The sequence below is a fragment of the Stenotrophomonas sp. PA-6-5C genome, from assembly GCF_021605635.1.
In the GTDB taxonomy this organism is placed as follows: domain Bacteria; phylum Pseudomonadota; class Gammaproteobacteria; order Xanthomonadales; family Xanthomonadaceae; genus Stenotrophomonas; species Stenotrophomonas lactitubi.
In genome coordinates this window covers 18,573-29,388 of the sequence record NZ_WKEE01000063.1, presented here as the reverse complement: position 1 = coordinate 29,388, position 10,816 = coordinate 18,573, and the positions used below count along the sequence as shown (strand labels likewise).

10 protein-coding genes are annotated in these 10,816 nt (G+C 66.8%); 5 read left to right on the top strand and 5 right to left on the bottom strand.

Translation table 11 applies throughout. The features are described from left to right. Positions 1-460: 460 nt before the first annotated feature. Together GIW57_RS20610 and GIW57_RS20605 are read right to left on the bottom strand one after the other, a co-directional pair. Positions 461-1,261, bottom strand: coding sequence for an ABC transporter permease (locus tag GIW57_RS20610; RefSeq protein WP_099819852.1), 801 nt, complete (start codon positions 1,259-1,261; stop codon positions 461-463). Continuing rightward, positions 1,258-2,226, bottom strand: a complete 969-nt coding sequence (locus GIW57_RS20605; RefSeq protein ID WP_236512602.1) for an ABC transporter ATP-binding protein — start codon at positions 2,224-2,226, stop codon at positions 1,258-1,260. The genes GIW57_RS20610 and GIW57_RS20605 overlap by 4 nt, the downstream gene beginning before the upstream one ends. Before the next feature lie 84 nt (positions 2,227-2,310). Between GIW57_RS20605 and GIW57_RS20600 the strand changes: the two genes are divergently transcribed. Then, positions 2,311-3,060 carry a ferredoxin--NADP reductase gene (locus GIW57_RS20600; RefSeq protein ID WP_100462042.1) on the top strand — a complete coding sequence of 250 codons (750 nt, stop codon included), beginning with the start codon at positions 2,311-2,313 and terminating at the stop codon, positions 3,058-3,060. Positions 3,061-3,149: 89 nt separating this feature from the next. Here the strand turns inward: GIW57_RS20600 and GIW57_RS20595 are convergent, their stop codons facing one another. Next, positions 3,150-4,319: a lytic polysaccharide monooxygenase gene (locus tag GIW57_RS20595; RefSeq protein WP_236512600.1), complete on the bottom strand. Its 1,170-nt coding sequence runs from the start codon at positions 4,317-4,319 to the stop codon at positions 3,150-3,152. 236 nt (positions 4,320-4,555) lie between these two features. Beyond that, positions 4,556-5,041, bottom strand: coding sequence for a DUF1203 domain-containing protein (locus tag GIW57_RS20590; RefSeq protein WP_236512584.1), 486 nt, complete (start codon positions 5,039-5,041; stop codon positions 4,556-4,558). A gap of 165 nt (positions 5,042-5,206) precedes the next feature. On the opposite strand from GIW57_RS20590, the gene GIW57_RS20585 reads away from it, so the two are divergent. The 4 genes from GIW57_RS20585 to GIW57_RS20570 all read left to right on the top strand — a co-directional run bounded on the left by GIW57_RS20585 (position 5,207) and on the right by GIW57_RS20570 (position 9,940). Continuing rightward, positions 5,207-6,370 (top strand): GGDEF domain-containing protein, encoded by a 1,164-nt coding sequence (locus GIW57_RS20585; protein ID WP_236512583.1) that lies wholly within the window; start codon positions 5,207-5,209, stop codon positions 6,368-6,370. 119 nt (positions 6,371-6,489) lie between these two features. After that, positions 6,490-8,016 (top strand): alpha/beta hydrolase, encoded by a 1,527-nt coding sequence (locus GIW57_RS20580; protein ID WP_236512581.1) that lies wholly within the window; start codon positions 6,490-6,492, stop codon positions 8,014-8,016. Beyond that, the gene (locus GIW57_RS20575; protein ID WP_236512579.1) at positions 8,013-8,759 is read left to right on the top strand and encodes an ATP-binding cassette domain-containing protein; all 747 of its coding nucleotides are present in this window, start codon (positions 8,013-8,015) and stop codon (positions 8,757-8,759) included. Before GIW57_RS20580 ends, GIW57_RS20575 begins: the two co-directional genes overlap by 4 nt. Beyond that, positions 8,756-9,940 carry an ABC transporter permease gene (locus GIW57_RS20570; RefSeq protein ID WP_236512577.1) on the top strand — a complete coding sequence of 395 codons (1,185 nt, stop codon included), beginning with the start codon at positions 8,756-8,758 and terminating at the stop codon, positions 9,938-9,940. Before GIW57_RS20575 ends, GIW57_RS20570 begins: the two co-directional genes overlap by 4 nt. A gap of 72 nt (positions 9,941-10,012) precedes the next feature. Here GIW57_RS20570 and GIW57_RS20565 read toward each other — a convergent pair whose 3' ends face one another. Then, positions 10,013-10,816: a helix-turn-helix transcriptional regulator gene (locus GIW57_RS20565; RefSeq protein ID WP_236512575.1), complete on the bottom strand. Its 804-nt coding sequence runs from the start codon at positions 10,814-10,816 to the stop codon at positions 10,013-10,015.

Below are 10,816 nucleotides of genomic sequence, written 5' to 3'. Positions count from 1 at the left end.
CCCCTGACGGTTTCCGTGTGCGTCCACCACGGAAAACAAAGAGAAAATCAAAAGCAACAGCGGGTCGCTCCGCTCGTTTCTCTCGATCATCTTTCCCGTGGATCCACATCCATCAGATCGCAAACAAAAAGAGCCGAGCATCGGCTCGGCTCTACATGATCTCCAGCCATCCACGCATGGCGTGGATCTGCCGTGTCGACCAAGGTCGACACCCACAAACAGCAGCACAGACCGCCGTTCCAACAGAATAGGGAAACTGTCGAAGGCGGGGTGGTGTCGGGTTGCGGGGTGTCCGCGCCATGGATGGCGCGGCCAAGCCTACAAGGACGTACTTGCGGCGTCCCCGCAACCCGACACCACCCCGCCAACCCACGGATATCTCGCCTTTGACGTTGACGTTGCCGGCCAGCGGCCGGCACTACCACCGCGGGTGCAGGGCCGCAGGCCCTGCAGGACATCCTCAGCTGCGCATGCCTACGCCGCGCTTCAACAACCACAGCGCCAGCGCCGTCAGCACCACCACGAAACCGATCATCAGCGCATACGCCACCACCACCGGCACATCGCTGCTGCCCAGCAGGCCATAGCGGAACGCGTTGACCATGTAGAAGATCGGGTTCGCGTGCGTGGCCGCCTCCGCCCATGGCGGCAGCAGCTTCACCGAATAGAACACGCCGCCCAGGTAGGTCAGCGGGGTCAGGATGAAGGTCGGCACGATTGCCACGTCATCGAACTTCTTCGCATACACCGCGTTGATGAAGCCGGCCAGCGAGAAGATCGTCGCGCCCAGGATCACCGTGGTCAGGGTCACCAGCGGATGCGGAATGCGCACCGGGGTGAAGAACATCGCGATGATCAGCACGATCACGCCGACCATCAGCCCGCGCAGCACTGCACCGGCCACGTAACCCCACAGGATCACCCAGTTCGGCATCGGGCTGACCAGCAGCTCTTCGACGTGGCGGCCGAACTTGGCGCCGAAGAACGACGAACTGATGTTGCCGTAACTGTTCTGGATCACGCTCATCATCACCAGGCCCGGCACGATGAACTGCATGTAGGTGTAGCCGCCCATGTCGCCCACGCGCGAACCGATCAGGCCGCCGAAGATCAGGAAGTACAGGGTCATGGTGATCGCCGGCGGCACCAGGGTCTGGCCCCAGATGCGCATGATGCGGGCGACTTCGCGGCGCACGATGGTCATCAGTGCGATGCGGTTGCGCTGGCCGTCGGTCAGGACCGGGGTCGGGGTGCTGCTCATGCGGACGTCTCCTGGTTGCCGGTGAGGCGCACGAACAGTTCCTCCAGGCGGTTGCTCTTGGTACGCATCGAACGCACGCGGATGCCCGCTGCGTTCAGTGCCTCGAACACGCGGTTCAGATCCATCGCGCGCGGCATGTCGATGTCCAGCGTGTGGCTGTCGGTAGCGATCAGGGTCGCACCCTCGATCACCGGCAGCTGCGCGGGCAGGGCGCCGTCGATGTCGAGCAGGAAGCCTTCCACATCAAGCTTGGCCAGCAGTTCGCGCATCGGGCCCTGGGTGACGATCTGGCCGTGGTCGATGATGGCCAGGTTGCGGCACAGGTGCTCGGCCTCTTCCAGGTAGTGGGTGGTGAGGATGATCGTGGTGCCGGCGGCGTTGATCTCCTTCAGCACGCGCCACATGTCGCGGCGGATCTCGATATCCACGCCGGCAGTCGGTTCGTCCAGGATCAGCAGGCGCGGCCGGGTCATCATCGCGCGGGCGATCATCAGCCGGCGCTTCATGCCACCGGACAGGGTGCGGCTCATCACCTGCGCCTTCTCCCACAGGTGGGCGCGCTTGAGCTCGACCTCGGCCATCTGCTCGGCTTCCGCGCGCGGCACGCCGTAGAAGCCGGCGTAGTTCACGAGGATGTCGAAGGGCTTTTCGAACAGGTTGAAGTTGATCTCCTGCGGCACCAGCCCGATCAGGCGCATGGTGGCGCTGCGGTTGCGCACCAGGTCGCTGCCGAACACCTCCACCTGGCCCTCGCTGAGGTTGACCAGGGAACTGATGATGCCGATCAGGGTGGACTTGCCGGCACCGTTCGGGCCCAGCAGGGCGAAGAAGTCGCCCGGGGCCACTTCCAGCGAGACCCCTTTCAGGGCCTGGGTGCCGTTGTCATAGGTTTTACGCAGGTCGCGCACGCGCAGGGCGGGCGCCGTATCGTTCAGGGAAGCCAAGCTCGAAGCCTTCGCGCCCATGGGCTGGCGCTGGAGAGGGGCGGGGAAGGTCTATTATAGAAGACCCCGAGGGCTTGCCCCGGCTACACACTGTCCCGAAAAGTCGTGCCTGTCCAATTCCCCATCAAACTGGTCGACCGCCGCATGCTGGCGCCCTCCATCGGCCATTACCAGTTCGTGCGTGACGACGGCCAGCCGCTGGATTTCCAGCCCGGCCAGTTCATCCAGGTCCATTTCAGCTACGCCGATGGCACCGAAACCAAGCGCAGCTATTCGCTGGCGACCATCCACGATCACGCGCTGGGCCCGGGCGAGGCGGTGGATATCGCGGTCAGCTTCGTCCCCGGCGGCGCCGCCACGGCGCTGTTCGAGGCGCTGGACATTGGCGGCCAGGTCAGCGCGTCCGGCCCCTACGGCCGGTTCTGCCTGAATCCGGGCGACCACAACGGCCGCTACCTGCTGATCGCCACCGGTACCGGCGTCACCCCGTACCGCTCGATGTTGCCATTGCTGGCAACGGCGATGGCCGAGCGCGGGGTGCAGGTGGTCCTGCTGCAGGGTGCACGCAGCCCGGGCGAGCTGCTGTACAGCGAAGACTTCTACAGCTTCGCCGAAAATCACCCGAACTTCCGTTATGTGCCTTGCCTGTCGCGGGAACTGCCCGAGCAGCCGCACCCGGATGTACACCATGGCTACGTGCAGCAGGCCCTGGCGGAGTTCACGCCGGACCCGGCCACCGACATCGCCTACCTGTGCGGCAACCCGGACATGGTCGACGCTTGTGCCGAAGCGCTGAAGGCGGCGGGCCTGGGCAATCCGCAGATCCGCCGCGAGAAGTACGTCAGCAGCAAGTAAGCCCAGGTAGTGCCGGCCGCTGGCCGGCAACCTCATGGACGCACGAAGCCCTCATCGGAGGCGGCATCACGCCGCCCCCGGACCATGCCTCAGTACGGCACCCACGCATCGCGCCAGGCCGAACCCACGCCCGGCCGGTACGCTTCGGCATTGACGTTGCACCACGCGCCTTCCGGGAACGGGCGACAGGCGTACAGCTTGCCGTCGCTGCTCTTCACCACGGTCTGCCCGGGCACGTAGCTGCCGATGCCGGCCGGATACACATGGTCGAAGTCACCGCCGGGCGACGGCGTGCCCGGGTCCGGCACCTTCGTGTCCAACTGGAAGCGGTTGCCGTCCTTCAGGTACACGCGGTTGTCGGTGGCCGAGGCGGTCGGCGTGATCGCGCCGCTGCTGAGCACCCCCACGCGCGCATGCTGGGCACTGGCGTTGACCTTGCGGGCCAGCGCCAGCGGCCACTGCGCTGGCGCAGTCTGGCCTGCGGCCAGCGTGGCTTCCACACGTTCCACGTCGTTGCCGTTGGCATTGAACACACGCAGCGCCAGGGTGGTGCCGACCGGCAGTTCGGTACGCGCGGTGACCGGCCCGGCATCCTGCCACTGCGGTACCGGCGTGGTACCACCGCCGCCTTCAAAGCGCACGTCCATGCAGGTGTAGAACGCTTCGGTCGAATCCGAGCGCTGCCAGGTGTTGTAGATCACATGCTGGCCGCTGCGCTGCGGCAGCGTGCACTGCAGCTTGTAGGTGCCATCGGCCGACAGCGGTGTGTTGCCCAGCGAGCAGAATTCCTGCAGGTCGGCCCAGCGCAGCGGGCTGCCGGGTTGCCAGCCGGCGCGGGTGACGAAGAACTTCCAGTCGCGCGTGGCATGCGGGGCGGTGGCCTTGAACACGAAGGTGAACCTGCCGTTCGCATCGGGCTGGATCGGCGTGGTCTGCCAGTCGCTGCGATCCAGGTCCAGGCCGCGGAAAGTAGGGTTGTTGCCGCTGCACAGCTTGCCGTCGGGCACCACGGCTTGGTGGTTGCCGTTGGCGTTGGCCTGGTTGATGCCGTTCCAGTCGTAGAACGCCTGCGAGCCGGCCACTGCTTTGGCGGCCGCGCAGGCCGGGTTGGTGGGGTTTTCCGGGTTGCCCTGGAAGCAGGCATAAACGCGGCTGACCGGGGTGATCATCGTGCCGTGTGCGGCCGCGTTGCCGGCAACGCCAACACCGGCGCCAACGAAGACGGTAGCCAGCAGCAAGGGGGTATATCGCAGAGACATGGCGCATCCTTGTGGTCGTCGAAGAGAGCGGTGACCGCAGCACCCGCGCTGTGCCACGCGACGGACAATGAGCGGTACCGCCGCGAGTATCGAGCGGCAATGCACAGCGGGAAACCACGTCAACACCGATCCGTGACTACGTGTGTGAAGCCCTTCCCGCAGGCTTCACGCCACACTGAACGAATGCGTTGGTGGTCACGCCTGCAGCGCGGCAACGATCACGTTCGCGCGCACCGTCATGACCGTTGATTACCGACCCGATCCACCTGGCACGAAAAGCATCCATGCCCTGCGTTGTGCAGTTGCACGAAGGCGACCGTTGTATCGGCGAACAGCCGGTCCAGGTGCGCGGCAACCTCGGTGCCCTGGCAGACCAGGCCGCTCAGCATGAAGTCCTCGCTGTCATAGGCACGCACTGAAATCAGCCGACGGTGCACGTAGGCAGGTACCACGCCTGCCGGCAACACGCAGCGGCTGGCACCGCGCTGCACGAAGATCGGGCCCGACGCGCGGTAGGGCGACTGCGAGGCCAGGTGTGTGTATGGCAGCAGAAGCAGTTCCGCACCCGCAGGCGCGTCGGTCAGGCTGACCCTGCAGGGGTAGCCACCACTGTCGCCTGCGCGTCGCCGCACGATTCCCCGTGCGGCCAAGGCGTCGTCGCTGGATCCGAAAAGCGCTTCGAACGGCTGGTGGTCGATGCCACTGAGGTACCACGAATGCATGGAGTGTCTCCCGGTTTTCCGCGCATTCTGTCGGCGCCATGGGCCGCGTGCTCGCCATTTTCCGCCACCGGATTCGATGGCTCGCCTGCCCCTGCCCAGGTGCGACGGTCCGTGCGGCCGCCGCAAGGCGCTAAGATGCGCGCGCCGCCCTTCATGCAGCGCCGCATGTCCCTGGATTTCCCCACCGTTGCCGTGCTTGGCTTCCTGCTCTGCGTGGGCATCGCGCTGGGGTTCTCGTTGCTGCTGGTGGTGCTGCGCGGGCAACCGGTGCTGCGGCTGTGGACGCTCAGCCTGTGGGCCCTGACCCTGGGCGTGACCCTGCTCGCGCTGCGCCCCTACCTGCCGCAGGTGCCGGCGATTCTGGCCGGCAACGCGGCGATGGCCGCCTGCGCGGTGCTGCTGCTGCGTGGCATGGCCCTGCATCTGGACCAACCCCTGCCGGTGTGGCGACCGCTGTTGCTGGTGGCCGCGTTCATGGCCGGCATCTTCCTGTTCCTGGTGCCGTGGCCGAACCTGGTGGTGCGCCTGCATGTATTCAGTGTGTTCGCTGCGCTCATCGACGGCTGGATCGCCTGGCTGCTGCTGCGCCACGCCCCGCCACAGCAGCGCACCAGCTGCAGGCTGGCCGCTGCGGTATTCCTCGCCGAGGGCCTGCTGTACGTGGTGCGCCTGTTCCTGCCCGTGGCTGCCGGCGCCGGCGAGGACATCATGCGCACCGGCACGCCGATGTTCGTGACCTACCTGGCTGGGGTGATGCTGGAGCTGGCCCGTTGTTTCGCACTGGTGCTGCTGCTGGTCGAACGCATGTTGGTGGAACTGCGCAGGGCTGCACGGATCGATGGTCTCACCGGCCTGCTCAATCGCAGCGCGGCACTGGCGGATGGGCAGCTGCAGCTGGAACAGGCGCGCCGGCACGGTACGCCGTTGGCGCTGCTGTTGCTGGATGTGGATCATTTCAAACAGGTCAACGATCGCTGGGGCCACCTCGCGGGTGACCAGGTGCTGCAGCATTTCACCGGGGTGCTGCAGCGCTGCGCGATCGGCCGCGTGCATCTGCTCAGCCGCTATGGGGGCGAGGAGTTCCTGTTGCTGCTGCCAGGCAGCAACGGCAACGAGGCGACAGCGCTGGCCGACGCGATCCGCCACGGGCTGCAGCAGCGTCCGGCCCTGCTCGAAACAGGCCCGGTGGCGGTGACCGCCAGCATCGGGCTGGTGCTGGACGACGGCCGGACCGATCTTTCCGGCCTGATCGCGCTGGCCGACAGCGCCCTGTATCGGGCCAAGGCCGAGGGCCGCAATCGCCTGGTGGCGGTGCCGATGCCGGTCTAGGACATCCGCCTGTCGCCGCCAGCGCCCGGCGCGTGTAAGTTGGGTCACATCTGTTTGGTCACATCTGCCGCGGCACACCGTCGTGGTGGACAGGAACATTCCCAGGGGAATCACGCACGATGCAACGACACCATTTCGCGCGGGCCGGATTGCTGGCCAGCATGCTGATTGCCGGCTGCAGCGCACCGCCGCAGGCAGGGTCCGACGGCGCAGGCGATTCGCCCAGCCGCCGCTACGGCCAGATCGATTTCCGTCCCTGCACGCTGGCCACTGAAGGCGCCAGCGCCAACGTCGAGGCGCAGTGCGCTACGTTCCAGGTGCCGGAAGACCGGTCCCGTCCGGATGGCCGCAGGATCGACCTGCGCGTGGCCTGGCTGGAGTCTGGCAACAGCGGTTCCGGTCTGCCAGATCCGGTGTTCTTCCTGGCTGGCGGCCCCGGCCAGGCGGCCAGCGAGGTGGCCGTCATCGTCGATACAGCACTGCGCCAGGTGCGCAAGCAGCGCGACATCTTCCTGATCGACCAGCGCGGCACCGGCGGCTCCAATCCGCTCAGCTGCCTGGGCGCGGATGGCAAGGAGCTGCCGATGGATGAAGACGCTGCGCCCAGCGAAGCGCTGCTGCGCGAGTACGCCGAACGCTGCGCTGCGTCGCTGAAGGGCCGTGCCGACCCGCGCTTCTATACCACCGCCGAGGCCGTCGCCGATCTGGACGCGGTACGCCAGGCGCTGGGCGCCGACACGCTCAACCTGGTCGGTGGCTCGTACGGCACGCGCGTTGCCCAGCGCTACGCCGCAGCCTATCCGCAGCACACACGCAGCATCGTGATCGATGGCGTGGTACCGAACGATCTGGTGGTAGGGGGTGAGTTCGCCAATACCTTCGACAACGCCATTACCCTGCAGTCGGCGCAGTGCCGCAAGGATGTTGCCTGCAGCAAGCGCTTCCCGGTCGATACCCGCGCACAGCTGCGCAGCGTTGCGGACACCCTGCGCCGCACGCCGGTTACCGTCGAGTACCGCGATCCGGGCACGAATGCGCCGCGCAAGGATGTACTGACCCCGGACAGCGTGGTCGGCCTGGCGTTCGCCTTCTCCTACGTGCCGCAGTATTCCTCGCTGCTGCCACTGGTGCTGGACGAGGCCGCGCAGGGGCGTTACGCGCCACTGGCCTCGCTGGTACGCGGTGCGACCCGCAGCATGGATTTCCAGATCAACCGCGGCATGCAGTGGTCGGTGATCTGCAGCGAAGATGCACCGCGCTACCAGGCGCCGGCGGAAAGCGAAGATGCGTTGTTCGGACCGGAAGCGGCGCGTGCGTTCTTTGCCGCCTGCCCGGTGTGGCCGCACCAGTCGGCGCCGGCTGATGCGGCAGTGCCACTGCGCAGCGATCTGCCGGTGCTGCTGCTGTCCGGCGAGCTGGACCCGGTGACGCCGCCGCGTTACGCCGAACAGGTGCTCAAGGGGCTGCCGAAGGGTCGTGCGCTGGTTGCCCGCGGGCAAGGCCACGGCACCCTGACCGCCGGTTGCATGCCGCGCCTGCTCGGCCAGTTCATCGACACCACCGATGCCAAGGCGCTGGATGCCAGCTGCCTGGACACGCTGAGCTACGTGCCGGCGTTCACCTCGTTCAACGGATGGGCCCCATGATCGTCGCCGACAACCTGCACAAGGCCTTCAACACCCGCACCGGCCGTATCCAGGCGGTGGCCGATGTCGGCTTCCGCGCCGAGGATGGCCACATCACCGGCCTGCTCGGGCCGAACGGCGCCGGCAAGACCACCACCATGCGCATGCTGTACACGCTGATGACGCCGGATGAAGGCAGCATCACCGTCGATGGCATCGATGCCGCCCGCGATCCGGTGGAAGTACGTCGCCATCTCGGCGTGCTGCCCGACGCGCGTGGCGTCTACAAGCGGCTGACCGCGCGCGAGAACATCGCTTACTTCGGCGAACTGCATGGCCTGTCCGCGTCGCGCATCCGCGAACGCATCGAAGTGCTGTCGCATGCGCTGGACATGGCTGACATCCTCGACCGCCAGACCGATGGCTTCTCGCAGGGCCAGCGCACCAAGACCGCCATTGCCCGCGCGTTGGTGCACGACCCGCGCAACGTGATCCTCGACGAACCCACCAACGGCCTGGACGTGATGACCACCCGCGCACTTCGCCGCTTCCTGCTGGGCCTGCGCGAGGAAGGGCGCTGCGTGATCCTGTCCAGCCACATCATGCAGGAGGTCGGTGCGTTGTGTGACCACATCGTGATCATTGCCAAGGGCACGGTGATGGCCGCCGGCAGTGCCGATGAACTGCGTGCGCAGTCCGGCGAACCCAACCTGGAAGATGCGTTCGTGAAACTGATCGGCAGCGAAGAGGGCCTGCACGCATGAGCATGATGTCGACCATGATGACGGTGATGCGCAAGGAACTGCGCGACCTCTCGCGTGACCGCCGCACCCTGATGCTGACCCTGCTGTTTGGTCCCTTGCTGTATCCGCTGCTGATCCTGGGCATGGGCAAGCTGGCCGAAAGCCGTGTGCGCATCCAGATTGAGCAGCCACTGCAGATCCCGACCATCGGTGCCGAGAATGCGCCGAACCTGGTGGTTTTCCTGGCTGCGCAGGGGTTGAACACCGCGCCGGCGCCGAAGGATCTGGCCGAGGCGATCCGCTCGCAGGAGATCGACGTCGCGCTGCGCATCAGCCCCGATTTCAGCAAGGACTGGGCCGACGGCAAGCCCGCACTGGTGGAGGTGATCCGTGACAGTACCCGGCGCGCCGCCGAGGTACCCAGCGCCCGCCTGCAGGCGGCCCTGGCGACCTACAACGGCCAGGTCGGTGCGCTGCGGTTGATGGCACGTGGCGTCGACGCACAGGTGGCGCGGCCGCTGGAGGTGGCCACCCAGGACATGGCCAGCGCCGAGGCCAAGCGCGGCATGATGCTGTCGATGCTGCTGCCGGTACTGCTGACGCTGACCTCGTTCATTGGTGGCGCCTACCTGGTGATGGATGCCACCGCCGGTGAGCGCGAGCGGCAATCGCTGGAGCCGCTGCTGGCGACCCCGGGTTCACGCAGTGCCATCGTCAGCGGCAAGATCGCCGCGGCCTGCGTGGTCGGCTTCGCCTCGTTGCTGCTGACGTTGATCGCGTTCAAGGCCAGTGCGCAGATCGCGCCCGGCAATGTCGGCCGGCAGCTCAACATGAACATCGTCTCGATGTTGCAGATGCTGCTGGTGATGGTGCCGATGCTGCTGATCGGCACCTCGCTGCTGACCTTCCTCTCGGCCGCGGCCAAGAGCATGAAGGAAGCGCAGAGCCACATGACCTGGCTGGTGCTGCTGCCGATGCTGCCCGGCTACGCGCTGATGGCCTACCCGGTGAAGAGCGAGCTGTGGCAGTACGCAGTGCCGTTCCTGTCGCAGAACCAGATGCTGTTGAAGGTGATCCGCCACGAGGCGATCAGCCCGACCATCTGGGCGGTCTACCTCGGCGCAAGCCTGGGTCTGGCCGCAGTGCTGTGGTTCGCTGCGGTGCGCCGTTACCACAACGAACGGCTGGCGATTTCCGGCTGAGCGTAACCGGTAGCGCCGGGCCATGCCCGGCGGATGCAGAACGAGGCCCGGTCATCCCGGGCCTCGTTCATTTCAGCGCAGTGAGGCGTTTCCTTCCCCATACCGTGCCGGCGTCACTCCCATCTCGCGCTTGAACACGGCGATGAAGGAACTGGGCGTGTCGTAGCCCAATGACAGTGCGACGGTGGTGACCGGTTCGCCGGCCAGCAATCGCGGCAACGCCAGCAGCACGCGCAGGCGCTGTCGCCAGTGGGTCAGGGTCATGTTGGTCTCGGCCTGCCAGCGGCGGGCGAGGCTGCGACTGGACAGGCCGCTCGCCGCGCCCCAGTCCTCGACGGTGCGGGTGTCATGCGGCGCGCGCGCCAGGGCCGAGGCGATGCGGCGTAGACGGCGGTCGCTTGGCTGTTGCAGGGCCAGCGGCAAGGGCGTGCCGGCGGCGATCTCATCGATGATCACCCCGGCCAGGCGCTGCTGCACCGCATCCAACGCCTGCCCGGACCACTGCAGTGCCCGCGGCACCGCCACCTGCAGCAGGTCGCTGGGCTGGAAGATGCGTGGTGTGGTGGGCAAGCCCGCGCAGGCTTCCCTTCCGAAGTACAGGCTCCAGCCATCGAAGCTGCCGATGCTGGAAAGCGCATGCGGGTGCTGCGGCGGAAGCCATGCCACGTGCCCCGCCGGAAGGAGCCAGTGGATGTCACCCGCCTCGATCCGCAACAGGCCGGTGTGGGCGCCCAGCAGTTGCCCGCGCGCGTGCTGATGACGGGCAGTGCGGCGCGAACCCGGCATCGCCAGCTGCGTGCCGAGCAGGGCTGGCCCCGCGCTGGCATCAGCCAGCGCAGGATCGATCAGGGGTGCCTGGAGTGTCTGTTCTGCCAT

Excerpts from the sequence above, each read along its gene's own strand:
- GIW57_RS20595 (WP_236512600.1), bottom strand. The coding sequence starts at position 4,319 with ATGTCTCTGCGATATACCCCCTTGCTGCTGGCTACCGTCTTCGTTGGC.
- GIW57_RS20605 (WP_236512602.1), bottom strand. The coding sequence starts at position 2,226 with ATGGGCGCGAAGGCTTCGAGCTTGGCTTCCCTGAACGATACGGCGCCC.
- GIW57_RS20585 (WP_236512583.1), top strand. The coding sequence starts at position 5,207 with ATGTCCCTGGATTTCCCCACCGTTGCCGTGCTTGGCTTCCTGCTCTGC.
- GIW57_RS20610 (WP_099819852.1), bottom strand. The coding sequence starts at position 1,261 with ATGAGCAGCACCCCGACCCCGGTCCTGACCGACGGCCAGCGCAACCGC.
- GIW57_RS20575 (WP_236512579.1), top strand. The coding sequence starts at position 8,013 with ATGATCGTCGCCGACAACCTGCACAAGGCCTTCAACACCCGCACCGGC.
- GIW57_RS20570 (WP_236512577.1), top strand. The coding sequence starts at position 8,756 with ATGAGCATGATGTCGACCATGATGACGGTGATGCGCAAGGAACTGCGC.
- GIW57_RS20565 (WP_236512575.1), bottom strand. The coding sequence starts at position 10,816 with ATGGCAGAACAGACACTCCAGGCACCCCTGATCGATCCTGCGCTGGCT.
- GIW57_RS20580 (WP_236512581.1), top strand. The coding sequence starts at position 6,490 with ATGCAACGACACCATTTCGCGCGGGCCGGATTGCTGGCCAGCATGCTG.
- GIW57_RS20590 (WP_236512584.1), bottom strand. The coding sequence starts at position 5,041 with ATGCATTCGTGGTACCTCAGTGGCATCGACCACCAGCCGTTCGAAGCG.